Source organism: Corynebacterium sp. HMSC036D03, from assembly GCF_001836185.1.
Taxonomy (GTDB): domain Bacteria; phylum Actinomycetota; class Actinomycetes; order Mycobacteriales; family Mycobacteriaceae; genus Corynebacterium; species Corynebacterium simulans.
The window spans coordinates 209,297-232,960 of record NZ_KV827718.1 but is presented as its reverse complement, the minus strand read 5'-3'; the positions used below and the strand labels follow the sequence as shown (position 1 = coordinate 232,960).

Genomic DNA, 23,664 nt, shown 5'->3' with positions numbered 1-23,664 from the left:
AAAACGCGAAGCTGCGCGAAGAACGCGATATTCTACGTAAAGCTGCTAAATATTTTGCCGAAGAGACACGCTGGTAATCCGCTTCCAGTTTGTCTATGACCACCGAACCGAGTACTCGGTCAAGCGGATGTGCCATGTGTTAAAGCTCAATCGCTCCTCGTTTTATAAATGGGTCCAAACCCGTGAAAAGCGCAGGCTAAAGATGTATTCCGATGCCCTTATTGGTGCGAGAATTACAACCATCTTCGATGATGAGCACGGGCTTTATGGTGCTAAACGCATCGCTGTGAAGCCTCAACAGTGATACGGATTTCGGCCCGATAAATCACAAGAAGGTCGCACGCATCATGAAATCCATGGGACTTAAAGGCTTTACCAAGCGCCGCCGATGTGTCACTACCAGGCGCAAGCCTGGCCACCGTGTCATGCCGGACTTAGTAGGCCGTAAATTCACAGCCAACGAGCCGAACCGCGTCTATGTAGGCGACATTACCTACTGAAACCGAGTACTATCTCACCGAGCTCATCAACACAGGGCCGTAAAAGAAGCGGAATTAACCCAGGACTCTTCAATTTACGATCCGCGTCTCAACATTAACCAGTCTCAACAGTGCTGAGAGCGGCTTGTTGATGACATAGTCTCCGCTCATCTCGCATAATGTCTTTATGACTTTAACGATTCGCGTCGTGGGCGCCGTCTTCGTCGATGAAGAACGCACACAGCTTTTGGCCTTCCGCAGGAAGCCCGGCACTTCCCTTGCTGGCATGTGGGAATTTCCTGGCGGCAAGATCGAACCCGGCGAAGCCCCAGAGCAAGCACTCGCGCGCGAACTTAAGGAAGAACTCGGCATTTCAGCCACCGTCGGCGAGAAGGTCACCACCACCGTGCATGAGTACGATTTCGCCACCATCGAGCTCACCACCTTTTACTGCACCACCACCGCCTCCCTGCTAGCCGACAATCTCAATCTCACCGACCACGACGATACGAAATGGGTTACCTCCACAGAGGCCGCGCATCTAGCTTGGGCTCCCGCAGATATCCCGGCGGTAGAAGCTATTACTTCTAGTCACAGCTAAGAAAGGAATCCACCCGCGGACTTGACCAACTAGATAGGAACACCCCCGAGCAAGACCTCGCCCGTGAGCTTCACGAAGAGCTCGGTATCGAAGCCACCATCGGCGAGAAGGTCACCACCACCGTGCACGAGTACAAGTTGGCCACCATCGAGCTGACTACTTTTCGCTGCACCACCGAGGCCAACCTGACAACCGAAGGCCTCGCCCCTCACCGACCACGACGCTACCCACTGGGTCACACCAGACAAAGCCCAAGAACTAGAGTGGGCGCCGACCGACATTCCGAGCCTTAAACTCTTAGGCCTGGGATAACGAAACTCCGGTATGTGTCAGACTCCAGCATTTGCTGTATCTTAATTCCAGCTTCAAGGACTTCCATCTGGTGCTCAATCATGTATTCAACAATCGAATGTGTAGTTTTCCCACCATTGGTCGCTTTTCCTGGATACCCTGGGCGTGCAGTTAATAAGTCGTAGTATTTTCGATCGACACCATTAACATTACGGAATTTCGTGTCCTCTTCACCTAGCTCGATTTCAGGGTGGACGGCGCATCTACGCAGTAGACTCGAGAGCTTTTCCATTTCCGAACGCGGCGGCGTTTTCGGCCACCCATACTTGATCCCGATCGCAGCCACTACCAAGATCTCATCTCGATGCCAGGGCACTCGCGGAGATTTCATGCAATCACACCTCTTAAGGGAACAAGTGTTCGTAAAATTATATGGAATGTCCGCCAACTCGCTATGCTCTCAACAGAGAATCAACACAGACACTTTATTAATCAAACCATTATCACACGATGGTTGTTTACGTTTTCACGCTCAGAAAGGAACCGGCTCGATGGCTACCTCACGCCTCCACTCATTCGAGATTTGCGCTGGCGCTGGCGGCCAGGCTTTGGGCTTAGAACAGGCAGGTTTCCATCACGCAGCGGTCGTCGAAATCGATAATTGGGCCGCTGAAACTCTCCGCCAGAACCGCGGAACTAAAGGACCTCTTGGAAAATGGAATGTCCATGAAATGGACGTCCATAACCTGGACGGTAGGCCATGGAGAGGGAAAATCGACCTGTTTGCTGGCGGAGTTCCATGCCCTCCTTTTTCAATAGCAGGTAAGCAACTTGGTGCCGACGATGAACGCGACCTCTTTCCACAGGCGCTACGTCTGATCAACGAAATTGATCCACGTGCTGTGCTTCTAGAAAACGTTAAAGGGCTCGGTCAAAAACGGTTTGACTCCTACCGAAATCAAATAATCGATCAGCTTGAAGAAATGGGGTACACCGCCTTTTGGAAACTTCTCCAAGCAGCTGATTATGGAGTGCCGCAGCTTCGACCAAGGTTCATCCTTGTCGCTTTAAAGGACGAATTTGCCAACTATTTTGCCTGGCCGAAAGTAGTTAAATCACACACGCCGGTGGGAACAGCACTTCTCCCGCTAATGGCAGAAAATGGTTGGCCTGGAGCTGAAGCTTGGGCTCGAAACGCAAACACAGTGGGCCCGACTCTTGTGGGCGGAAGCAAAAAACATGGTGGCCCAGATGTAGGGCCAACGCGTGCTCGAGAAGCCTGGAAGAAACTCGGAATTAAGGGCTCCTCTATCGCCGAATCACCGCCAGCTGCTGATTTCACAACAGACCCCGAACAAGAAATGCCGCGTTTGACGGTACGAATGGGTGGTGTCATCCAAGGTTTCCCCGAAGACTGGAAGTGGGCCGGTGGGAAAACCGCACAATGGCGGCAGGTTGGCAATGCCTTTCCTCCGCCGGTGGCCAAGGCACTCGGCGAACGCATAAAGTTCGCGCTGCGAAAGAAACCAATTCCGAAGTCTCTAGAACCTGCAACACCAACCCGTGTCAACCAGCTGAGTCTGATTTAAAATTGGCAAGGTGATTGCCAAGATTCAACCTGACACGATTTCTATACAGCTAGCGGCTGCATTCAAAGAGCAAGACCCCACGGGAGAACGCCTCGGACGTGTCTTCCGCGAGTCTTTCGACCAGATTTATGATGGTCAACATACTGGACGTTTCGCCATTAGCCAGCTCAGTAAGACCGAATCTGCTCACCTCGGCTCAATAGTCGAAATCAACATTCGCCGAGAATTCGACGGCTTTATCGGCGACGGTGAGGTGATGGATTTCGACATCGAGGGCTTCGAAGTTGACTGCAAGTACTCGAAACAGAAGTTTGGCTGGATGATCCCTATCGAGGCTCTCGGGCATCATGGAATGCTTTGCCATGCCGACGATGAGCAGGGAACTTTTCGAGTGGGATTCGCTTTTCTCGATTACTCAATTCTGACTAGAGGCAGCAATCGCGACGGCAAGCGCTCGATTTCCGCCGCTGGTCGCAGCGCAATTGAATGGCTTTTCCTCGACGAAGCTTTTCCGCCGAACACCCTCCTACAACTCAGCGAGGACGACCGAGCAAAGATTTTCTCTTCAAGTTCCGGAGCTCAGCGCCTCAATGAATTGTTCAGAATCGCTCAAGGCATCATAGTCCCACGTGGCATCATCGCCACTGTCGCGCAGCAAAAGGACTATATGAAGCGTATTCGATACAACGGAGGCTCTCGTTCTGCTCTACAGCCTGAGGGGATCGTGATCCTTGGAGATTACCTCAAGCACCAGAAAACTGCCGCCGAATTAGGCCTGCCAATCCCCAAAGACGGTGATTCACTATCAACGCGATTAGTTAAGTGTGAGAAAAGCTTCGAGGGCTCTAAAACCTATATCGATGATTCTTACTGGCGAATTGCAACACCAACCGATGCAGTCGAACCAGCCCCGACACTCCCATTCAAGTAGACATCTAAGCTCCGGTCCTGATGTAGTGACGCCCATTGAATCGATTTACGATCCGCGACTCAACATTAACCAGCCCCAACAGCGCAGCAGTCAGAGCTTCTGGCCCTAGCCAAGCATTCACTACGGTTTGAGAAATCCTCAAATCTACGGGGGACTCAGCTTCTTCTAGCGCCTCTGGACTAATTGTTCGAGCACCATTCAGCTTTTTCGCATGCATCACCTTGGACACTGCTTCACTTTCGTATGCAGATTTCACGATTTCCATGACTTCTTCATACGGAGCGTGACCATACTGCTCCTGCCAATACTTAAACTCATTTTGGAAAAGCGGAAAATACAAATTCAGATGTAAAACGCCTTTACCCGTTCCACCATTATTAGTTCTGAACCTTTCGTTTGGTTCGAACCTCGCTGCGAGGAACCGATCCTCGAATGGAAAATCGTCATCCCATGATACCTTTGGGATTCCATCGGATTTCGCTCGACGCACACCGGTTTTGTCCCCATCGATAGATTCTGACAGAACGGCCGTGTCGCCTTGTCCTCCAGTTGCTTCGTTTGAGCCACTGTGGGTCTCGGAATCTTCACCACGCGGCCTGCTACCGCCTAATGACTCGGGAGACCCTGTTGAAGAAATTTGCCCAGTCGCACGCACATTTCCGTTGGGGTTCTCCACAATATGAATTGGCCGGAAGCGTTGACTAAAGCGCGACATGGTTCGGCGCAATACTTCTTCTTGCTCGAGATCCTCAGGATTGGGAACCGAATTATCGTACAGCAAGATTGCGTTTGTAATCGCATCAGGCAACGAATCGGAAAACCAATCGCGCCATTCGGCCCAGGGAAGGGTTCCACCACCAGACACAATCAATTGATTTCTTGAACCTTGTGGCTTAACTCCCCAAGTTGTTTCATCGCCTTCAATTGATTCTGGCGGCTCAATCGTTAGCCATACTCGATCTCGAACCACCTTTGGCAGCCCAAAGGATCTAAAATCACTCGTTGTCTGGAGCAGCGAATATGCCTCTCCCTGGTACAAAATTGCAATAACTGGCCTGGTAGGGCCATCGCCGCCTTTTACCGGTTTCGCATCAGAGGGGCTGAGGTACCAATGAAACTTTGTGTCGTACGGGCCATTCTCCAGTACTCCTTTGACTGCGCCATCGGGAATCATTCCCTTAATTCCCTTGGGAGTTCTGCTATGGACACCAACTGTCGTTTTACCATCAGGTCCCAGGTAAAAGTTGTCTTTAGACCCGCGCCGTTCTGCGGAGCGAACATGTTTCTCTAGATTCTCCACACGGATATCAACGTCGTCGGGAAGCTCTACGAAACGCATGTTTATGTATCGAAGAATGCCTCTTGACTGTTGTTCTTCTTGACGAAGAAAATCTCCGCCTTGGGTATCTCGCAACGCGGAATCTCCGAGAAACAAAAATACTGTGCCCTGTCCAGCTTCACGAATCTGCTCAAACATCAGGCGGTCCGGATCCACTCCGATTTCTAATAAAGCTTCTCTAGTCGGGGGAATGCAATCAGATACGAAGGGGTCGCCGTACTCATCGTAAGACTCAAAGTCTTTCAGCTCCCAGTACTCTGTCCCGTTCCGTACCCGCCTGTGGATCCAAATCATGCGCCCATCTGGAGTGCCTTTCGTCCACGAGAGCACAACGATTCCGTACGGGTTCCAGAGATAACAAGATGCTTTAAACCCCTGGCCGAAGTTCCCATGATCGGAGATTTCACGGCCGCCTGAACCGAAATGAGAAAGAAAGTCACCAAGCTCATCTTCATTCATTCCATGGCCGTTATCTGCAACATAGCGACGAAGGACCCCTTGGCTTTCGTACCCCGACTCCTCAATCCCAAACTTGACCCAAGTTGCCTTAGCTTGGATTGAGTTAACCAAACTTTCGCGGACCCATTGAAATTTTCCACCGGCTTGGTATGCCTGGCGAATCAGATTTCCAACCGCGGAATTATCGACGGAAACTTGACGAGACATGCTGACGACCTCCTGAAATTTAGCTCTCGCTAAACACACTATCCACGAAACTCGACGTCAGTCAGCAGTTTTCACAAGTTCGAACCTGTTATCTAACCAACAATAAGGCCACCTTTTCTAGATTTCGCTTGAAAATCCAGCAGTTCAAGACTTTCACTTCGCAGAGATGTCCGAACATACAAACGAACCTTACTCTACAAAAGAGTGCACCTATACATTGCTTCCTCCAGTACATATACACCCCCGAAGAACAGTCCATCCGGTTTGAGTGGTCACTCCAACGAGAGATGCCGAAGCAACTTTTTCCGGCTGAAAACAGTCGCATAGAGGTCATTTTCGAGGCCAGCGTGAGACGCAAAGCGAAAGGCTTAGATTTCCCATACAGCCTGAAGGTTTCTTATCTTTGTTGCTTAGAGGTTACCTTATGGTTCTGGGCCATCCGGCTTACATTGCTCGTATAATCCGTCTTCTCGCCGTTGAGGAAAAATGCACTTTTCGTCCATGCGCTCTTACACGCCATTCCGCGAAAGCACGTTTAAGTCTTCCCAGGTGGCACAGAACCACGCATGGATGCGTTGCGACGGCCAGGATCGCCGCCGCCCGCACAAGCCATACGGCTACTCTGCGCCGCGGTACTAACCGCGAACTTGTACAAGAACTAGTGGACAACAACCAGCGCTGGTACAAAACAGCCAGCGGCCGGTCTTCCCTACTTTGTGGCGGAAGCCCGGCCAATGCTGTGGTTTTATCGGGCGCCTGCTCAGTTGTAGTAGCTGGCCTTGCCGATGATGCCGCGGACTATTTCCGCGATGTGCTTGGCATCGCTTCCTGTCCCCTGCTCAATCTGGGTGCGGCAGGAAAAGCCATCAGCGATGACAACCTTGCCTTCCGTGGCTGCCTTCCTCACCTTCGGGAATAGTTCGCGCTCCCCCAGCGCCATGGACACTTCAGCATGGCCTTTCTCAAAGCCCCAGTTACCGGCCAGGCCGCAGCAGCCGGTGGTGATCTGTTCCTCTTTGATTCCGAGCGCCCGCAGCACGGCAGCGGAATGTTGCGGATCGCCTAAGGACTTTTCATGGCAGTGCACCTGTGTCAGCGCGGAGACATCGCCCGGCGCGATGACGCCGGCGGCGACGAATTGCTCAAGGCGCTTGGCAATAAACTCGCTAAACGAGTGGGTGTTGCGCGCCAGGTTTTTAATCACTGCGCCGTATGTCGGGTCGTCGCAAAGCTCAGCGGCTTCATGTTTCAGCATCACGGCGCATGAGGGTTCCACGCCGATGACCTGCAGGCCGCGGTCCAGGTAAGGTTTCATCACCTTCGCCGTCTGCTTGAGCACGCGCTTTACCATGTCGAGCTGCCCAGTCGAGTGCCAGGTCAGGCCGCAGCACACAAACTCCTGCGGGATCTCCACCGTGTACCCGAGCGCTTCGAGCACCTCCACCGCGGCCGTCGCCGGTGAAGTACCCAGTGAGGAGTTGAAGGAGTCTGGCCACAGGACGACCGTCCGTTCGTTGTCGGCCAGCAGCGGTACCGTCGCCTTGTCATTGTTGTTCGCGATGCCGTTTTGCGCGGTGCCGTTGCACGCGACGTCGTCAAGCGCGGCGACGGAGGTGTGCTGCTTATGCCACTTGCGCAGAGACGTGTGGGCGAAGCGGATGAGCGGGCGGTTCGGGTCGAGACCGCCCACCTTCGCGATGAGCTTGTCGAGGCCCTTGGTGGACATCGCCTTGTCGATGAGCGTGGGCAGAAGCGGAATCTTGTGCGCGATATAGCCCAGCAACGGCAGCCAGCCCATCACGTAGTGCGCGCCCGGGCGCAGCTTGCCCTTGTAGTGGTTGTGCAGGAACTCCGCCTTGTACGTCGCCATGTCCACGTTCACCGGGCATTCGGAAACGCACGCCTTGCAGGACAAGCACAGGTCGAGGGCTTCCTCCACTTCCTTGGACTCAAAGCCGCCCTGGATGGACTCGCCACGGAACATCTCACTGAACATGCGGGCACGGCCGCGGGTCGAGTGCATCTCGTCGCCGGTGATCTGGAAGGACGGGCACATCGAGCCTGTCTCACTGCGGCACGCGGATACACCCACGCACCTATTGATGGCGTTGACCAGCGAGCCCTTGTCCTTGCCCAACTTGTGCACCGGCGTGAGCTCAAAACGCCGCTGCCCCGGCGCCATGCGCAGCCCCTCAGTCACTGCCTCCGGCTTTACTAGAACGCCCGGGTTAAAGAAGTTCTCCGGATCGAAGATCTCCTTGAACTGTTCGAATAGCTCGCGCATCTCCTGCGAGTACATGCGGTCCAGCAGCGCCGAGCGTGCGCGGCCATCGCCGTGCTCGCCCGAGAGCGAACCACCGTGGGCCGAGACCAACTCCGCTGCCTCATTCATGAAGGATTCGAACTGCGCGATGCCCTCCTCAGTGCCGAAGTCGAAGGAGATGCGCACGTGCACGCAGCCCTCACCGAAGTGACCAAATGGAATACCGCGCAGCTCATGCTTTGCCATCAACGCGTACAAATCCCGCAGGTAGTCCGCCAGGTTCTCCGGCGGCACCGCGGAGTCCTCCCAGTTGGGCCAGGCCTCCCCGCCATCGGGCAGGCGCGTCACGATTCCCGCCGCGGCTTCACGGATGCGCCACAGCTCCCGCATTTCTTGTTCCCCGTGCACCACCACGTAGTCCACGGTCTCTACGGCAGTGGCCACCTCCTGCGCGCAAGCCAAGGCTTGCGCTAAGCTTGGTGCGCCGACCTCGCAGTAAAGCCAACCGCCGGCAGCAATGCCCTTGCGGTTACCTGGCAAGTTGCCGCCCGCTTGCTCCTGCCCCACTTTGGAGCGCAGCGCCTCCAACAGGTCGCCGCCCATGCCCTCGATTGTTGCCACGTCCGGCATGCGAAGCTTCGCTGCTGCCGACGCCGCATCAAAGACAGTGTCAAAGGCCAGCACTGCCAGCGCCTTGACCTTAGGCACCGGCACCAGCTTAACCTTCAGCTTCGTGATGATGCCGGTGGTTCCCTCCGACCCCGCCAACGCCTTGGCGGTGTCGAAGCCATGCTTATCCAACAGGTAGTGCAACCCGTAACCGGAAACCTGGCGTGGAAAGCGGCCGAGCTCGGCGTCGATAAGCGTGGCGTTTGCTTCTGCAAGTTCTCGTAGGCGTTGCTCGATTTCTGGGTCGTCGCAACCGCCCTTAAAAAAGTTGACCTCGCGGCCATCTGCCAACAGCAGAGTTAGTTCCTCCAAGTTCTCCGCCGCAGTGCCAAAAGCCACCGAGTGCGAGCCGCATGCGTTGTTGGCCACCATGCCGCCCACCGTGCAGCGCGAGTGCGTCGACGGGTCCGGGCCATAGGTCAAGCCATGCGGCAGTGCAGCGTCGCGCAGCGCATCTGCCACCACACCTGGTTCGATGGTGGCAGTGCGCTCGGCGACGTCGATATCCAGAATGCGGTTGAAGTAGCGCGAGGTATCGATGATGAGACCCTCGCCAATGGCATTACCCGCAACGGACGTGCCGCCGCCGCGGCCGACCACACTCCAACCGCGCACCTTGGCCACATCGATGCCATCACGAATGTCCTCAACCGTCCGCGGCTCTAGCACAGCGGCCGGAACGCGCCTAAAGATGGAAGCGTCCGAGGTATACACAGCCCGCGATGCCATGTCCGTGCGCAAGTTTGTCCGCGCAATCTTGGAATAGACGCTGGGCTCAAGACGAGTGAACTTGGTGGTGTTGCTCATGCGTGCCGCCTTCGCTTTAGTACCCCGCTCGGGGTGGTTGGCCAAATCGGTGAGTAACATGTTACTGCACCTTGCTTTAAGCTTGGGGCAGAATTTTCCACTAATTTTTAGGCTCAACTTTCCAAGAGCCGCTACACCAATCCAGAAGGAACCCACTTTCCCGCCATGCCACGCCCTCCCGCACAACCACGGAAGAACCTCGCACGCGAGGTCATGGACTATGTTCGCGATCGCGCCCAAGCAGGGGAAATGACACCGGGTACGTGGTACAGCGTGTACAAACTTTCAGAGGAGCTAGAGATTTCCCGCTCCCCTGTCCGCGACGGGTTGCTCCGCTTAGAAGAAGCAGGGCTTATTGAGTTCTCCCGCAACCGCGGATTCCAAATTGTGGAAACCAAGCCTTCTGACGTCGCCCAAATCTTCGACATGCGCCTGGCATTAGAGCCAAGAATTGCCGCACGCGCCGCCAAATTCCGCGCGCCTGCGCACATTGAGCAGATGCGCGAAATCCTGCAGGCCATGCAAACCCATGCACAGGCAGGTGATGAAGCTGGCTTCTTCTCGTGGGACAAGCGCCTGCATGACGTCATCTTAGAAGCCGGAGGCAGCACCCGAGCGCAAGATACATTGGCAAGACTGCGCACGCATACCCAGATTCTGACCGATTCAACGGTGCGCAGCGAGCGCTCTTTACCGGACGTCTATGCAGAGCATCTACCCATCATTGAGGCAATCGCGGAGGGTAATGCCCGCGCCGCGCGCCAGCGCATGAGCGAGCACATCACCACTACCGGCCGGCTGCTGTTGCGCCAGACGCTCGTGCGCACTGCGGGCTTTGACGCACTTGCCGACGCCGCCCTTCTCGACGCACGAGTCGAGGAAATCTGGGAGGCTCACACCAGCGAGCTTTAAGAGCGCTTCTTCTTGCGCAGCGGGATTCGGCGGACGATAGCGCGACGCTCTTGTAGCGTCTCACGTCCGCACAGCCAAGCCACAAGCCCCATGGCGGCCACGCCCGCGCATACGGCAAAGGCCTTGGCAAAACCGAAGTAATCCGCCAGGCCACCAACCACGATGGGGCCAAGAATCTGGCCAAAGTCACCGGCCATCTGGAAGGTGGAAAGCACCTGACCGCCGGAGCGCTTGTTGCCCACGACGTCACCAATGGCAGCGGTCTGCGCCGGATTGATGAGGCCGGAAGCAGCCCCCGCAAAGGCCGAGACAACGAGCAGCGCAGGGATGGTATCGGCCAAGCCCATAAGGCCCACGAATACACCCGTGCCCACCAATCCGATGAGAATCATGGGACGACGGCCGTAGATATCGGCCCATCTGCCAGAAAATTGCAGCACCACAGCGTTTCCCGCAGCGAATACAGCTAGAGCAAAGCCGGAGGCAGCGGCGCCGTTATGAAAGACCGAGGCGGCAAACAACGGCAGCACGGAAACTCGCACACCCATGTTGATCCAGCCTTGAGCAAAGTTAGAGGTCAACACCGCCCGATACGCGGTATCGTGCCAAGCCTCGCGAAGCTTCATCGGCGGCAGCGCCGAGCCCGCAGAACCATCGCGCGAAAGCGAAGGCATGAGAACCCAGACCACAACCGCCGCAAGCGCGACGCCCGCGCCGTAAAGCACGAAAGGCCACCTAAAACCCATGAATGCGAGGCTGGCTCCAAGCAGCGGGCCGATGATATTGCCGAGCAGGAAGGCCGTGGCATAGGTGGCAGAACACTTGCCGCGGATAGTCGGCGGCGAAAGCTTCACGATAAGCCCCATGGCAGAGACCGTGAACATCGTGGAACCGATACCCGCCAGGGCACGAAAGAGCACGATGTGCCAGTATTCCTGGGCCACCGCTACGAGCGCCGTGGTAATCGCCACCGTCAATAGGCCCGTCAGATAAACCCAGCGCGAGCCAAACTTGTCCACGAGTTTGCCCGCACCGGGCGCAAAGATGAGACGGCTGGCGGAGAAAATCGAGACCACCATGCCCGCCGCCGCCATCGATACATCGAAGCTCACCACAAACTGAGGAAGCAGCGGCGCGATGATGCCGTAGCCCAAGGCGATAATGAAGGCCGCCGAAACCATAATCCAAATTTCACGGGGGATCTTTGGCGCTGCTTGCGGTTTGGGCTCACCGGCATTTAATTCATCTGCTGCAATAGCTGCTTTTTCATTGTGGGACATAGCAACATTTACCTTAACCCGTTTGGCAAACCGGCAGCTAAGGATGGAAATATCACTAAAAAATAGTTTAGGAAAATCCCAATTCGAACACCTTTTCGAACAATTTTCTTTTTATGTCAACTACACCGATTAGGTTGTGCGCCATGAAGAACTTCAAGAACTCCCCCACTTCCACAGACACCCGTTTCGGCATCCGCCACGCCGCAAGCCGGCATGCGCGCACAACCCATAGCCATTCGCATGAGTCCGAGCGCCTCCGCGCCGGCGAGATAGCCGCTGACATCCTCTTCCATGAAACAGAAACGCTCAACGCTCTAAACGGGATAGTGCGCCATCCACGCTCGCTGGCGCGGCCCACGCCAACATGGCGGCCGCCAATAAAGGAGCTTCCGGCAGTAGCAGGCTTTCCGGCACTAACCATGGCAATAACGCGCCATCGTGTGGGCGAGCGCGCCCGCGCACGAGTCTTGGGCTATGGCGAAGACCGAGTGCCCGCGTATCTCGTCTCAGTACGAATTACTGATTCGACAGGAGCCTCTGTTACCCCAGAACTTGCCGAGGCATGGGTGCGTGCAATGGTGCCGCCGGAGCTAGCAGACGCTGTCCACGAGCTAACCAATGCCGAAGCGCAGCGGTTCGTGTGGCTGGTTGACAGTGCCTACCTTCCGGTTCACTCTCCAGTCTCACTCTTCGCAGGCTTTAGCCAGGCAGCATAGCGGCTGATACCACGGTCCATATAGCGCAAACCGCGGCGAATGCCATCGCCGCCCCCAGGGCTTTCGCTATTTTCACGGAAGACGCTATCCGCAATTGCTGCGTTTCCGGGATAGACGGCATAGGACCGCAAGCCGGCAGGGGCAAAACGGATGAGGAGACACGCTGCAACGACCGTGAAGGCCTTGTCAATGGAATCAGAGGTAAGCGCCTGGCAGATAATGGCCAAGCGGTCATTTCCAGTCACCATCTGGTAGAAGTTCAACAGACCTTCACGCCCGATATCGCCTTCCCCACCGAGCGAATAGATCATGGGATAGACGGCAAGCATGCCGGACAAGCATCCGGCCAGCAGGCCAATCACGATGGTGCTTGCCACGTAACGGAACATGCGCCGTTGTGCCAGCGCACCGAAGATATACCCCACGAACATGGACACGGGGATAAAGGCTAAAGGATGCGCAGCATAACTAGCACTCAGCACAGTAGAGCCGAGGCCTGTAGCCATGCCCAAGGTAGGCCCATACAAAATGGCAACCACGATAGTGCCCAAAGTATCGAAATAAAAGGGGATGTTCGTTCCTACCACCAAAGAGCCAATAAGCATGTTCAGCGCCATCCCCATCACGGGGTTGAACATCATATAGCGCGGAAATAGCCCGTACCTAGAAAGTAATAGGCCCGCAGTTGCAACCAAGCCCAACGCCCAAATGGTGATGGTCAAAGGGCTCGAGAAGGTATAGGTTATCTCCCGGAACTGCGGGGATGTCGACATAGACCACGCGCCTGCGGCAACCAGCACCGAGAAGAGGACGCTTAGTTGGCGCCAGCGGTTGCGGAAGAGACCCGATACGGAACCCAGTTTAGAGCTCATCCTCGTCATCGTAGTCATCGATGGCATCAATGGCATCGCCATCTTCATCATCTAGCGTTTCATCCTCATCGTCGTCAGCGCCGAAGATGTCGTAGACGTCGGGCTCCTCAAACTGTGCATCGTCGAAGGAAACCAACTGACACTCCCAGTCCAGAGCTTGATCGGAGACCAAGCTCAGCACATCAAAGAGGCGATCGAAGTCAGTGTAGGTACCAAGCTCCAAGGCCTCGGCCGGGACTTCAATGATTGGGGCGGAATCGTGAGCCTCGCCGGCCTCAAACAATGCAAGACGCTGCTCCTCGCTCAAGTCATCGTCCTCGTCCTGCTCCCACAGCTCGTTGATGGCTTCATCCTCGAGCTCGTCATACTCTTCCTCGTCAAAGTCGAATGCCAAGAAACGCACGATGGCAGAGGGCACGCCATCGACAGTCTCTACGAGCACGCGCAGCTCAGAGTCGTTAGCCACCTCAGCCACGACGAGGTTCGGGTTGAACTCATCCTGCATAAACTCAAGGTCCGCAATGCGCTCATCGGTGCCTTCCAGTAGGTCCCGCAAAACCGTCACTACCTGATCGGTAGCGATGTGCTTTGCCACAGCCTCAACTGCATCATCCACGGAGAAGGCCACCGAGACCAGGACGGCCTCAAAGTCTTCATCGTCTTCATCCACATCCGCTGCCGCAATGTAGACATTCGCGGCAGGCAGGATTGGGTCAATTTCCACTAGTTGAATCTCAAGATCCGAAGTAATGGGCACAAACATCACGTCATCATTGACGCGGGACTCAATTCCCTCAGCGTCCAACGCAGAAGCGATATCTTCAAAAAAGCTCATCAGTGCAATCCATCCATGTGGCAGTTGGTCACCATGGCTATCACCAAGGCTCCTCAAAGCCTACCCGTTATCCTGCCGCCGTGTTTCTAAACCAAGCGCAGCCAAAAGCTCGGGTCGACCGCTTCCCCACTCGAGCATGTGATAGTTCTGCCATGCTTGGCGACGCCGCTCGAAGGGCGCAACCACGACCTGCGGCTCCGAGTCAAAAATCATGGTCTTGCGCTGGCTTGGCTCATAGCGCGGCCAGTCCTCGTTTGGCCGACCAGCATGGATAAAAGAGGACCACTGCGACTGCATGAGTTGGGTCATATCATCCATCAGTGCACTATCGCCCATACGGGTCAGTGCGGAGACCCGGGAAGCGCCAGGATCGCCAAAGATATTGGAAAGCTCCATCGAGTGCATCGCACCTAGCCCAAGCCACTTCAACGCCGCTGGCGCGAAGTCAAAGCGGTACATCCACGTCTCATGTTCTCTCGAGTGCGCATCGGCAACTCGTACGGTGGGCGCCCAGAACAGGGCGTCGGTAAGCAGGTGCGCAAAATCCTGCCGAGCAACTGCCCCGCCATAGGCCTCCACCACAGCTGGGGCGTTGACCTCGTCGAAGGAAGCAAGCAGGCGCAACGCGGCGCGCCGGCGCGCACTCTGACGCTGGTAGAGAAACTTGCCAAAGCTCGCCTCGTCCGAGTTCGTCCCCACCAACAGCGGTACATCGACTTGTTTGCCTTGGGCGAAAGCCTCCAACGGATGCAAAGGAATCAGATCGTCATCCACCGTGGGCGCGTAGCAGGAATTCAAGTGGAAAAGCTCGCCCGCACGCCACATCATCGATTGGCCCGCGCGCACTATGTCGCCGAACTCAGCCTCGCGCAAATCATCCACGCTGGCTGCGCGCGGCAAGGCCATACGGTTGACCAACTCGCGCGCCCAGAACGTTGACTGCGCCCGCGAATGCAGCATGCCAATCGGCGGCGACTGCGCAATCGCACGGTGAAACAGCCCGTGCGCACGCGGCACCGTCATCAGTGTCAACACCGCTGCGCCACCGGCAGATTCACCCATCAAGGTGATGTTGCCATCATCCCCGCCAAAAGCGGCGATGTTTTCCTTAACCCACTGCAAGGCCAGGAGCTGATCCGATACCGCTGGATTGGCCGAGCACTCGCCGCCCAGGCTGCGCAGATCCAAATAGCCCAGCGCACCCAAACGGAAGTTGATGGAAACGTAGACCACATTCATCTGCGCAGCCAGTTCGAATCCGCGCAGCATAAGCATGTGCGAGGAGCCAACGATGAAACTGCCGCCATGGATGTAGACCACCACCGGCAGCTTTTCGTCGTTGTCTGGGCGAACGACGTCGAGATGCAAGCAATCCTCTCCGCCCGCGACGCGATCCTGCCAAGAATAGATAGGCTGCGGGGCTACTGGGCCAAAGTCATAGCACTCGCGCACGCCTTCCCAACTGGGAGCTTTCTCGGCAGCACGAAAACGCTGGGCGCCGCTGGTATCGGCGCCGAATGGAATGCCCCTCCAAGAGCGCACGGGCGCGGAAATTGGGCGATCTGTACGGAGATCTTCTTCCCTCGTGCCACGTACCCAGCCAGATGAAGTCCGTACCGTCAGCTCGTCTTCCCACACGTTGGCTGCGGCCTCCGCCGCAGCACGCGCACGACGATGCGCATCCGCTGCATGCATGCGGGCAGCGGCGGAACTAGTTTCACGGGGTACATCCCCGAAGCTCCCCTCAGCTTTCATACTTCTAAGACTAGAAAAGTTTCTCTCATTTAGACGAGTTTGGATACTTAAAAAAGTCCTCGACCAACGCTATCGCTAAATCCACAGCAAGCGCTCAGGAAAAAGCAGAGACACTTCGCTACGGTGGTTTTACAACAGGCAACCAAATACCGGTTGTCATAAACAGTTTTTAGAGGTGATTTAGAAGATGAGCATTTTAGATAAGACAAAAGGCGCAATTGAAAAGAGGGTTTCTAACAACGCGACGGGCCCGGCAAATCCCACCAACTCCGACGATGTTTATGAGATCAACCCGGAGGAAGCCAACCGCGTCACCAACGCGCTTTTAGATGGCCTAGACAAAGCAGTCGCAGCGCAGTCTGGTGTTATCAAGAAATACGTTGATGGCCTTCGCAAGCGCAATCCGGAGTCAAGCCCAGCACAAATCCAAGCAATCCTCGATAAGCACTTGCTCAACCTAGTCTCTGGCACTGGTGCTGCTGCCGGTGCTTCCGCCGCAGTTCCTGGTGTGGGCACCATCGCCGGCATCGCTGCTATCGCGGCAGAATCCGTGGTTTTCCTGGAAGCCGCCTCCTGGTACGTCTTGTCTTCTGCTTACCTGCGCGGTGACAACATCGGAGACGAAGAACGGCGCCGTGCCCTGGTTCTGCTGGTGCTGACCGGATCCAAGGGCAGCGCCTTGGTTGACACCTTGGTCGGCGACATGGGCACCGTCAAGGGCGTTACTTCCGCCGCCACCCTGTCGCGTTTTACCGGCCCAACCCTAAGCGGCCTCAATGGCCGTCTCACCAAGCTTTTTGCCAAGCAGGTAACCAAGCGCCTGAAGTGGGCATGGGTCTCCAAGCTGATGCCAATGGGCATCGGTGCAGTGCTCGGCACTTCTGCCAACCGGAAACTTGCCAAGAAGGTAATTGAGCATGCTGGCGAGCAACTTTCGCCTTTGCCCACCTCATAAGGGGCGCTTTCACCCCTGACCTAGTGAGCAAAACAACTCGGAACGTATCATGGTTGAAGACACTTTTCGGGGTGCTGTGTGCACCCGCGCAAAGGCCCTACTAAAGTCCCATTAATGAACCGTAATTAACAAGGAAATGAGGCGAATTCCTGCCGTGAGCAACTCGAGCATTTTCGGCCCCAACGCGTGGCTGATTGACGAACAGTTCCAGCAGTACTCAAAGGATCCCAACTCCGTAGATAAGGAGTGGCGCGATTACTTTGAGGCCAACGGAGCACCGAAGAACGCGGCTTCTGCCCCAGCAGCCGCTGCACAATCCTCCGCGAAGAAGTCCACTCCGGCGAAGCCAGCTGCAGATTCTGCTACCCCGAACGGTGCGCCAGCAGCAAAGCCAGCGAAGGTAGCAGAGAAGCCAGGCAAGGATTCTGACTCCAAGAAGAACTACCCAGATTCCCCGCTCGATCGCATCGGCGAGGCTCCGGAGGCTGGCGAGCGTCAGCTCAAGGGCATGTTCAAGGCAATCGCTAAGAACATGGACGAGTCCCTCGAGATTCCAACCGCAACCACCGTGCGCGACGTTCCAGTCAAGCTGATGTGGGAAAACCGCGCGATGATCAACGATCACCTCAAGCGCACCCGCGGTGGCAAGATTTCCTTTACCCACATCTTGGGCTACGCCTTGGTCAAGGCGACCCAGATCCACCCAGACATGAACGTCCGTTACGAGGTCAAGGACGGCAAGCCGACTGTCGTACAGCCAGAGCACGTCAACCTGGGCCTCGCTATCGACCTCCCGCAGAAAGATGGCTCCCGCGCACTCGTTGTGGCAGCGGTCAAGGAAGCCGAGAAGATGTCCTTCTCCGAGTTCGTTGACGCATACCAGGACATCGTCAACCGCTCCCGCCAAAACAAGCTCACGATGGATGACTTCTCCGGCGTCACCATCAACCTCACCAACCCGGGCGGCATCGGCACCCGCCACTCCATCGCCCGCCTGACCAAGGGCTCCGGCGCCATCATCGGCGTCGGCTCCATGGATTACCCGGCTGAGTTCGCCGGCACCTCCGAGGACCGTCTGGCTGACATGGGTGTAGGCCGTCTGGTCACTCTGACCTCCACCTACGATCACCGCGTCATCCAGGGCGCGGAGTCCGGCGAGTTCCTGCGCACCTTGGGCCAGCTGATCACCGATGATCGCTTCTGGGACGAGCTGTTTGAGTCCATGGGCGTTCCTTACCAGCCATTCCGCTGGGCACAGGATGTCCCGAACACCGGCGTGGACAAGAACACCCGCGTCATGCAGTACATCGAGGCTTACCGCTCCCGCGGCCACCTCCTCGCCAACGTCAACCCACTTGGCTGGCGTCAGCCGGGCCTGCCTTGGCCGGATCACCGCGACCTTGACCTTAAGACCCACGGCCTGTCGATCTGGGATCTGGACCGCACCTTCAACGTCGGCGGCTTCGGTGGCCAGGAGACCATGAAGCTGCGCGACGTCGTCAAGCGTCTGCGTGATGCTTACACGCTGAAGGTCGGCTCCGAGTACGCCCACATCTTGGACCGCGATGAGCGCAGCTGGCTGCAGGATCGCCTCGAGGCTGGCATGCCAAAGCCATCCAACGCTGAGCAGAAGTACATCCTGCAGAAGGTCAACGCTGCTGAGGCATTCGAAAACTTCCTGCACACCAAGTACGTCGGCCAGAAGCGCTTCTCCCTCGAGGGAGCTGAGTCCCTCATCCCGCTGATGGATGCCATCGTGGACACTGCTGCGGGCCAAGGCCTCGACGAGGTCGTCATCGGCATGCCTCACCGTGGCCGCCTGAATGTCTTGTTCAACATTGTTGGCAAGCCACTGGCTGACCTCTTCGGCGAGTTCGACGGCAACTACAAGGGTGGCCAGCTCGGTGGCTCCGGTGACGTTAAGTACCACTTGGGTTCCCAGGGGCACCACATCCAGATGTTCGGTGACGGCGAAATCGATGTCAGCCTGGCTGCTAACCCGTCTCACCTCGAGGCCGTTGACCCAGTCTTAGAGGGCATCGCCCGTGCCAAGCAGGACCTACTGGACAAGGGCCAGGATGGCTTCTCTGTTGTCCCAGTCATGCTGCACGGTGACTCCTCCTTCAACGGCCTGGGCATTGTTCAGGAGACCATCAACCTGTCCCAGCTACGTGGTTACACCACCGGCGGTACCGTCCACATCGTGGTCAACAACCAGGTGGGCTTCACCACTACCCCGGATTCCGCACGTTCTACCCACTACGCCACCGACCTTGCGAAGGGCTTCGATTGCCCGGTATTCCACGTCAACGGCGACGACCCAGAGGCAGTTGTCTGGGTTGGCCAGCTGGCTACCGAGTACCGCCGCAAGTTCGGCAAGGACGTCTTCATCGATCTCATCTGCTACCGTCTGCGCGGACACAACGAGGCAGATGATCCTTCGATGACCCAGCCGGAGCTGTACTCCATCATCGATGACCACAAGTCTGTCCGTGAGATCTACACCGAAGAGCTCATCGGCCGTGGTGACCTGTCCGAAGCAGACGCTGAGGCTGCAGCACGTGACTTCCACGACCAGATGGAATCCGTCTTCACCGAGGTCAAGGAATCCGAGGCCGGTGCCCCTGGCGAGCAGCACGGTATCACCTCTGCGCAGAAGCTCACCCACGGTCTAGATACCTCCATCACCGCCGAGGAGATCGAGGAAATCGGCCAGGCCTACGCCAATGGCCCAGAGGGCTTCGAATACCACAAGCGTGTTGCCCGCGTTGCCAAGGAACGCCTGAAGACCTCCACCGAGGGCGGCATCGACTGGGGCTGGGGCGAGCTTATCGCCTTCGGCTCCCTGGCTAACCAGGGCAAGCTGGTCCGCCTGGCCGGTGAGGATTCCCGCCGCGGTACCTTCACCCAGCGCCACGCTATCCCAGTTGATCCGCGCGATGGCTCCGAGTACAACCCGCTGAACTACCTGGCTCAGGCCAAGGGCAACGGCGGTCGCTTCCTGATTTACAACTCCGCGCTGACCGAGTACGCAGGCATGGGCTTCGAGTACGGCTACTCCGTGGGTAACCAGGACGCACTCGTTGCATGGGAGGCACAGTTCGGTGACTTCGCAAACGGTGCACAGACCATCATCGACGAGTACCTGTCCTCCGGTGAGGCAAAGTGGGGCCAGCTCTCCAGCCTGGTTCTGCTGCTGCCGCACGGCTACGAGGGCCAGGGCCCAGACCACTCCTCTGCCCGCATCGAGCGTTACCTGCAGCTGTGCGCTGAGGGCTCCATGACGGTGGCCCAGCCTTCTACCCCGGCTAACCACTTCCACCTGCTGCGTCGCCAGGCGCTGGGCTCCATGAAGCGTCCGCTGGTCATCTTTACTCCGAAGTCCATGCTGCGTAACAAGGCATCCGCTTCTGCTATCTCCGAGTTCACCGAAATCAAGCACTTCCAGTCCGTCATCAATGACCCGAACTTCGTTGACCACGAGGGCAAGGTTGTAGGCGACGCCGAGAAGGTCAAGACCATCATGCTGGTCTCCGGCAAGCTCTACTGGGAGCTGGCTAAGAAGAAGGAAGCAGACGGCCGCGATGACGTTGCAATCGTCCGCCTCGAGATGCTGCATCCGATTCCGTTCAACCGTCTCGCAGAGGCATTCAAGGCCTTCCCCAATGCCACCCAGGTTCGCTTCGTCCAAGACGAACCAGCAAACCAGGGCCCATGGCCTTTCTACAACGAGCACCTGCGTGAGCTCATTCCGGATATGCCGGAAATGGTCCGCGTATCTCGCCGTGCGCAGTCCTCGACTGCAACCGGTATCGCCAAGGTCCACCAGATCGAGCAGAAGAAGCTGCTTGAAGAGGCCTTCGATGTCTAAGGCTTAAAAGCCAGATATAACGGCTAAAGCGCCCTTGCCGCCTCGAATAGAGGTAGCAAGGGCGCTTTAGTATATTTTCGAAAAAGCAAGCTCTACGAGGAGCTGCTCAGCAGCCAAGCTAGGACTTCGGCTTGCTCGAATTGTCCTTTTTCTCATCGCCGGAGGTCAGATCGGATCCTCCGGAAGAGTTGGAATCACCGCCGGTATCCATGACTGTGCCCGCATTGGATTGCGAGTTCCAATCACTTACGGTTTGCTCCAGAGAACCGGACTCGTCGGTCTTTTCCAGCAGCTCACGGATTTCCCCATCGGTCAAAAACTTGGTCAGGGAAGACACTGCGAGGCGTTCCTCACGGTCAAAAAGACCCTTGTAATAAACCACGACGTAGTTCTGCGGCAGATCCGGCTCCGCTTCCTTGCACCCCTGCGCGCTGGAAGGCTCTACCACCGCGAGGTCCGGCGGTAGCGCATTCATCAGCGCCACGTGGGTAGTAGCCAAGAAATCCTCGCCCGAGGGGTCCTTTTGGTCTTCCTCGTAGCGCTTCGAAATCTCGCGTGCGGCAACAGGGTTGAAGGCATCGAGCAATTCACCGGTGCAACCGATGTAGAAGTTCGTTGCGCCGTCGCCGCTCTCGATAAGCGGGAGGTTCTGCTCGTTAGCAGAGGTGGCCTCCAGTTCCTCATTACTGGCCACATTTGCGGCTCTGCCCTGGGACTCCAAAGTCTGCTTATACAACTCAGCGAGCAACAGCTGCCGCTTGGACTTTGGGTTGACGGATATGGTTACCGCTTGGTGCAAGCCAGGCTTTTCATCCGCCGAAGGATCAAATTTGGTGCAGGAGCTCAATGCAGCCAATGCCAGTCCGGCAGTCGCTAGCGTCGCTACAAGGCGGCGGGATCGCATCGGCACAGTTCTCCTTAAAGTTATGGTTCTTCCTAAATATTCCTAAAATTCTACACGGCACTGCTGGGCTTTCCGACGCCGCCTTATCCCAGCGTTTTCCTGTATTTAATAAGGGGCTAAGATGGGTTGGGTTATGACTAGCGCTATTACTGAATCCGCCGTTCGGGAGGCCCTTAGCCGGGTTGAAGACCCAGAAATCGGCCGCCCTATCACCGAGCTCGACATGGTGAAATCCGTCGCCATCGACGGCAATGACGTCAGCGTCGAAATCTATCTGACCATTGTCGGCTGCCCGATGAAAAACACCATCGAAGCCAACACTCGAGCCGTCCTCGAGGACATCGAGGGCGTTGGCAATGTCAGCGTGACCATGGATGCCATGAGCGATGAACAGCGTCGCGCTTTAAAGCAGAAGTTGCGCGGCGGCCAGGCTGAGCCGGAGATTCCTTTCGCCAAGCCAGAATCCACCACGCGCGTGTTCGCGGTGGCCTCTGGTAAAGGCGGCGTCGGCAAGAGCTCCACCACCGTCAACCTCGCAGCCGCGCTTTCGGCCAAGGGCTTAAAAGTTGGCATTGTCGACGCCGATATCTACGGCCACTCCGTACCGGGCCTGCTGGGTTCGACCGCCGGCCCCACCGTCATTGATGATGAAATGCTGCTGCCACCAATTTCCCACGGCATCAAGCACATCTCCATTGGCCAATTCGTCGAGGGCAACGCCCCTGTGGTCTGGCGCGGCCCGATGCTGCACCGCGCGCTGCAGCAATTCCTGGCTGACGTCTTCTGGGGCGATCTGGACGTTCTACTGCTCGATCTCCCACCCGGCACTGGCGACGTCGCGCTTTCCGTGGCTCAGCTCATCCCGAACGCCGAGCTGCTCATCGTCACTACCCCGCAGGCAGCAGCCGCGGAGGTGGCAGAGCGTGCAGGCTCCATCTCGCAGCAGACTCGCCAGCGCGTAGCCGGCGTTATTGAGAACATGGGCGCCATGGTGCTGCCTGACGGTTCCACGATGGATATCTTTGGTACCGGCGGCGGCAAGGTTGTAGCAGAGCGCCTTAGCACCATCTTGGGCTACGAGGTGCCTGTCTTGGCTGAGGTGCCGCTCGATCCGGCTCTGCGCACCGGCGGCGATGCCGGCGAACCAATCATCACCGCCGCCCCGGATTCTCCTTCTGCAACGGCAATCAAGCAGCTAGCGGATAAGCTCGCCATCCGCAACGACTCTCTGGTGGGCAAGACCTTAGGTCTGGGCGTTACCCGCCACTAAAAAATTAGGCAGACGCCTAAAGCAGTTACTGCTTAGGTAACATCAGCCCAAGAAAAGCCGGTTCCTTCTGCGTTGTCATTTGCCGCAGTTGGTGCCGACTTTGGCGCCGACTTTGGCGTAGGTGCCTGCGGCTGTTGAGCCGAGCTCTGCTGCGGTTGTGCCGGTGCCGCGTAAATCTGGGAGTAGTCGAAGGTCGGGCGCTGCTGGCCCTGCTGACCTGAATTCGCCTGTTGACTGCGCTGACTGTGTTGGGCACGTGGCCCGGAAGCACCGCGCTGCGCTGCGGAGTGCGCTTGCTCATCGCCCGCGCTTAGATGCGGTTTGCCCATTCCCTCTGTCAGCTTGCGCGGGTCGAAATCATCCCAAGCGGAATCGTCTCCGTCAAAAAGAGCCTTGGTGATAGCACCGCGTGGGCCCAAGCGCGTCCATTCGGCGGCCTGGCTGATGGGGCCACGCAAAGTTTCAAATTCCTCGCTCAGGCCGCCCATTTCACCTTGTAGTTCGGCCTTGGCATTGTTGATTGCCTTACGCGCAGCATAGATTGCCGCACGGACATCCATGATTACGCCGGGGAGCCTCTCTGGACCGATGATCACGATGCCAAGAAGCACGATGACGGCAATCTCTGTCCAACCGATTGAAGAAAACACTATGCTATC

At 56.8% G+C, this 23,664-nt stretch carries 19 protein-coding genes and 1 pseudogene; 10 read left to right on the top strand and 10 right to left on the bottom strand.

From position 1 onward, the window contains the following. Both HMPREF2692_RS13290 and HMPREF2692_RS02555 read left to right on the top strand, forming a co-directional pair. Window positions 1–497: pseudogene (locus HMPREF2692_RS13290) on the top strand (IS3 family transposase); the annotation flags it as partial. Between the two features lie 169 nt (window positions 498–666). Continuing rightward, on the top strand, window positions 667–1,080 hold the full coding sequence (locus tag HMPREF2692_RS02555) for a (deoxy)nucleoside triphosphate pyrophosphohydrolase (RefSeq protein WP_070822638.1): 414 nt from the start codon (window positions 667–669) through the stop codon (window positions 1,078–1,080). A gap of 29 nt (window positions 1,081–1,109) precedes the next feature. Here the strand turns inward: HMPREF2692_RS02555 and HMPREF2692_RS13085 are convergent, their stop codons facing one another. After that, window positions 1,110–1,361, bottom strand: coding sequence for a hypothetical protein (locus HMPREF2692_RS13085; RefSeq protein WP_070822636.1), 252 nt, complete (start codon window positions 1,359–1,361; stop codon window positions 1,110–1,112). Window positions 1,362–1,369: 8 nt separating this feature from the next. Then, window positions 1,370–1,762, bottom strand: coding sequence for a hypothetical protein (locus HMPREF2692_RS02545; RefSeq protein WP_070822634.1), 393 nt, complete (start codon window positions 1,760–1,762; stop codon window positions 1,370–1,372). Between the two features lie 160 nt (window positions 1,763–1,922). Here HMPREF2692_RS02545 and HMPREF2692_RS02540 point away from each other — a divergent pair, with 160 nt between their 5' ends. Beyond that, a complete protein-coding gene (locus tag HMPREF2692_RS02540) occupies window positions 1,923–2,960 on the top strand; it encodes a DNA cytosine methyltransferase (RefSeq protein ID WP_070822632.1) in 1,038 nt (345 codons plus the stop codon). 10 nt (window positions 2,961–2,970) lie between these two features. After that, window positions 2,971–3,891, top strand: coding sequence for a NaeI family type II restriction endonuclease (locus tag HMPREF2692_RS02535; protein ID WP_070822630.1), 921 nt, complete (start codon window positions 2,971–2,973; stop codon window positions 3,889–3,891). 4 nt (window positions 3,892–3,895) lie between these two features. On the opposite strand, the gene HMPREF2692_RS02530 is transcribed toward HMPREF2692_RS02535, so the two are convergent. Continuing rightward, on the bottom strand, window positions 3,896–5,896 hold the full coding sequence (locus HMPREF2692_RS02530) for an ATP-binding protein (protein ID WP_070822628.1): 2,001 nt from the start codon (window positions 5,894–5,896) through the stop codon (window positions 3,896–3,898). A 501-nt stretch (window positions 5,897–6,397) separates the two neighbouring features. Here HMPREF2692_RS02530 and HMPREF2692_RS13080 point away from each other — a divergent pair. Further along, the gene (locus HMPREF2692_RS13080; RefSeq protein WP_168168022.1) at window positions 6,398–6,535 is read left to right on the top strand and encodes a hypothetical protein; all 138 of its coding nucleotides are present in this window, start codon (window positions 6,398–6,400) and stop codon (window positions 6,533–6,535) included. Window positions 6,536–6,656: 121 nt separating this feature from the next. Here the strand turns inward: HMPREF2692_RS13080 and HMPREF2692_RS02520 are convergent, their stop codons facing one another. After that, the gene (locus HMPREF2692_RS02520) at window positions 6,657–9,635 is read right to left on the bottom strand and encodes an FAD-binding and (Fe-S)-binding domain-containing protein (RefSeq protein WP_070822658.1); all 2,979 of its coding nucleotides are present in this window, start codon (window positions 9,633–9,635) and stop codon (window positions 6,657–6,659) included. Between the two features lie 165 nt (window positions 9,636–9,800). Here HMPREF2692_RS02520 and HMPREF2692_RS02515 point away from each other — a divergent pair, with 165 nt between their 5' ends. Continuing rightward, window positions 9,801–10,547, top strand: a complete 747-nt coding sequence (locus HMPREF2692_RS02515; RefSeq protein WP_070822624.1) for a GntR family transcriptional regulator — start codon at window positions 9,801–9,803, stop codon at window positions 10,545–10,547. Here the strand turns inward: HMPREF2692_RS02515 and HMPREF2692_RS02510 are convergent. After that, window positions 10,544–11,827 carry an MFS transporter gene (locus tag HMPREF2692_RS02510; protein ID WP_083323797.1) on the bottom strand — a complete coding sequence of 428 codons (1,284 nt, stop codon included), beginning with the start codon at window positions 11,825–11,827 and terminating at the stop codon, window positions 10,544–10,546. The genes HMPREF2692_RS02515 and HMPREF2692_RS02510 overlap by 4 nt on opposite strands. A 143-nt stretch (window positions 11,828–11,970) precedes the next feature. Between HMPREF2692_RS02510 and HMPREF2692_RS12530 the strand changes: the two genes are divergently transcribed. Continuing rightward, window positions 11,971–12,543: a hypothetical protein gene (locus HMPREF2692_RS12530; RefSeq protein WP_210400636.1), complete on the top strand. Its 573-nt coding sequence runs from the start codon at window positions 11,971–11,973 to the stop codon at window positions 12,541–12,543. Here HMPREF2692_RS12530 and HMPREF2692_RS02500 read toward each other — a convergent pair. From HMPREF2692_RS02500 to HMPREF2692_RS02490, 3 genes are read right to left on the bottom strand one after another with little or no spacing between them, the layout of a single operon-like run. Further along, the gene (locus HMPREF2692_RS02500; RefSeq protein WP_141761296.1) at window positions 12,498–13,415 is read right to left on the bottom strand and encodes an ECF transporter S component; all 918 of its coding nucleotides are present in this window, start codon (window positions 13,413–13,415) and stop codon (window positions 12,498–12,500) included. The two genes, HMPREF2692_RS12530 and HMPREF2692_RS02500, sit on opposite strands and share 46 nt — an antisense overlap. Continuing rightward, window positions 13,405–14,250, bottom strand: a complete 846-nt coding sequence (locus tag HMPREF2692_RS02495; protein ID WP_070822617.1) for a DNA primase — start codon at window positions 14,248–14,250, stop codon at window positions 13,405–13,407. The genes HMPREF2692_RS02500 and HMPREF2692_RS02495 overlap by 11 nt, the downstream gene beginning before the upstream one ends. A gap of 60 nt (window positions 14,251–14,310) precedes the next feature. Next, complete coding sequence (locus HMPREF2692_RS02490; RefSeq protein WP_070822615.1) at window positions 14,311–16,005, bottom strand: carboxylesterase/lipase family protein; 1,695 nt, start codon at window positions 16,003–16,005, stop codon at window positions 14,311–14,313. A gap of 187 nt (window positions 16,006–16,192) precedes the next feature. On the opposite strand from HMPREF2692_RS02490, the gene HMPREF2692_RS02485 reads away from it, so the two are divergent. Both HMPREF2692_RS02485 and HMPREF2692_RS02480 read left to right on the top strand, forming a co-directional pair. Further along, window positions 16,193–16,960 carry a hypothetical protein gene (locus HMPREF2692_RS02485; protein WP_246823413.1) on the top strand — a complete coding sequence of 256 codons (768 nt, stop codon included), beginning with the start codon at window positions 16,193–16,195 and terminating at the stop codon, window positions 16,958–16,960. Between the two features lie 154 nt (window positions 16,961–17,114). Continuing rightward, entirely contained in the window at window positions 17,115–20,831 is a 3,717-nt protein-coding gene (locus HMPREF2692_RS02480) for a multifunctional oxoglutarate decarboxylase/oxoglutarate dehydrogenase thiamine pyrophosphate-binding subunit/dihydrolipoyllysine-residue succinyltransferase subunit (protein WP_210400635.1), read from the top strand. Between the two features lie 118 nt (window positions 20,832–20,949). Here the strand turns inward: HMPREF2692_RS02480 and HMPREF2692_RS02475 are convergent, their stop codons facing one another. Next, the gene (locus HMPREF2692_RS02475; RefSeq protein ID WP_070456215.1) at window positions 20,950–21,735 is read right to left on the bottom strand and encodes a type 2 periplasmic-binding domain-containing protein; all 786 of its coding nucleotides are present in this window, start codon (window positions 21,733–21,735) and stop codon (window positions 20,950–20,952) included. A gap of 133 nt (window positions 21,736–21,868) precedes the next feature. Here HMPREF2692_RS02475 and HMPREF2692_RS02470 point away from each other — a divergent pair, with 133 nt between their 5' ends. Further along, complete coding sequence (locus tag HMPREF2692_RS02470) at window positions 21,869–23,005, top strand: Mrp/NBP35 family ATP-binding protein (RefSeq protein ID WP_070822654.1); 1,137 nt, start codon at window positions 21,869–21,871, stop codon at window positions 23,003–23,005. Window positions 23,006–23,037: 32 nt separating this feature from the next. Here the strand turns inward: HMPREF2692_RS02470 and HMPREF2692_RS02465 are convergent, their stop codons facing one another. After that, window positions 23,038–23,655 carry a twin-arginine translocase TatA/TatE family subunit gene (locus HMPREF2692_RS02465; RefSeq protein WP_061921800.1) on the bottom strand — a complete coding sequence of 206 codons (618 nt, stop codon included), beginning with the start codon at window positions 23,653–23,655 and terminating at the stop codon, window positions 23,038–23,040. Between the last annotated feature and the right edge of the window lie 9 nt (window positions 23,656–23,664).

What these genes read in the sequence shown, in the direction of transcription:
- HMPREF2692_RS02530 (WP_070822628.1), bottom strand. Translation starts at nt 5,896, where the DNA reads ATGTCTCGTCAAGTTTCCGTCGATAATTCCGCGGTTGGAAATCTGATT.
- HMPREF2692_RS02515 (WP_070822624.1), top strand. Translation starts at nt 9,801, where the DNA reads ATGCCACGCCCTCCCGCACAACCACGGAAGAACCTCGCACGCGAGGTC.
- HMPREF2692_RS02555 (WP_070822638.1), top strand. Translation starts at nt 667, where the DNA reads ATGACTTTAACGATTCGCGTCGTGGGCGCCGTCTTCGTCGATGAAGAA.
- HMPREF2692_RS02500 (WP_141761296.1), bottom strand. Translation starts at nt 13,415, where the DNA reads ATGAGCTCTAAACTGGGTTCCGTATCGGGTCTCTTCCGCAACCGCTGG.
- HMPREF2692_RS02490 (WP_070822615.1), bottom strand. Translation starts at nt 16,005, where the DNA reads ATGAAAGCTGAGGGGAGCTTCGGGGATGTACCCCGTGAAACTAGTTCC.
- HMPREF2692_RS02510 (WP_083323797.1), bottom strand. Translation starts at nt 11,827, where the DNA reads ATGTCCCACAATGAAAAAGCAGCTATTGCAGCAGATGAATTAAATGCC.
- HMPREF2692_RS02495 (WP_070822617.1), bottom strand. Translation starts at nt 14,250, where the DNA reads ATGAGCTTTTTTGAAGATATCGCTTCTGCGTTGGACGCTGAGGGAATT.
- HMPREF2692_RS02485 (WP_246823413.1), top strand. Translation starts at nt 16,193, where the DNA reads ATGAGCATTTTAGATAAGACAAAAGGCGCAATTGAAAAGAGGGTTTCT.
- HMPREF2692_RS02470 (WP_070822654.1), top strand. Translation starts at nt 21,869, where the DNA reads ATGACTAGCGCTATTACTGAATCCGCCGTTCGGGAGGCCCTTAGCCGG.
- HMPREF2692_RS02520 (WP_070822658.1), bottom strand. Translation starts at nt 9,635, where the DNA reads ATGAGCAACACCACCAAGTTCACTCGTCTTGAGCCCAGCGTCTATTCC.
- HMPREF2692_RS13080 (WP_168168022.1), top strand. Translation starts at nt 6,398, where the DNA reads ATGCGCTCTTACACGCCATTCCGCGAAAGCACGTTTAAGTCTTCCCAG.
- HMPREF2692_RS13085 (WP_070822636.1), bottom strand. Translation starts at nt 1,361, where the DNA reads ATGTCGGTCGGCGCCCACTCTAGTTCTTGGGCTTTGTCTGGTGTGACC.
- HMPREF2692_RS12530 (WP_210400636.1), top strand. Translation starts at nt 11,971, where the DNA reads ATGAAGAACTTCAAGAACTCCCCCACTTCCACAGACACCCGTTTCGGC.
- HMPREF2692_RS02540 (WP_070822632.1), top strand. Translation starts at nt 1,923, where the DNA reads ATGGCTACCTCACGCCTCCACTCATTCGAGATTTGCGCTGGCGCTGGC.
- HMPREF2692_RS02545 (WP_070822634.1), bottom strand. Translation starts at nt 1,762, where the DNA reads ATGAAATCTCCGCGAGTGCCCTGGCATCGAGATGAGATCTTGGTAGTG.
- HMPREF2692_RS02475 (WP_070456215.1), bottom strand. Translation starts at nt 21,735, where the DNA reads ATGCGATCCCGCCGCCTTGTAGCGACGCTAGCGACTGCCGGACTGGCA.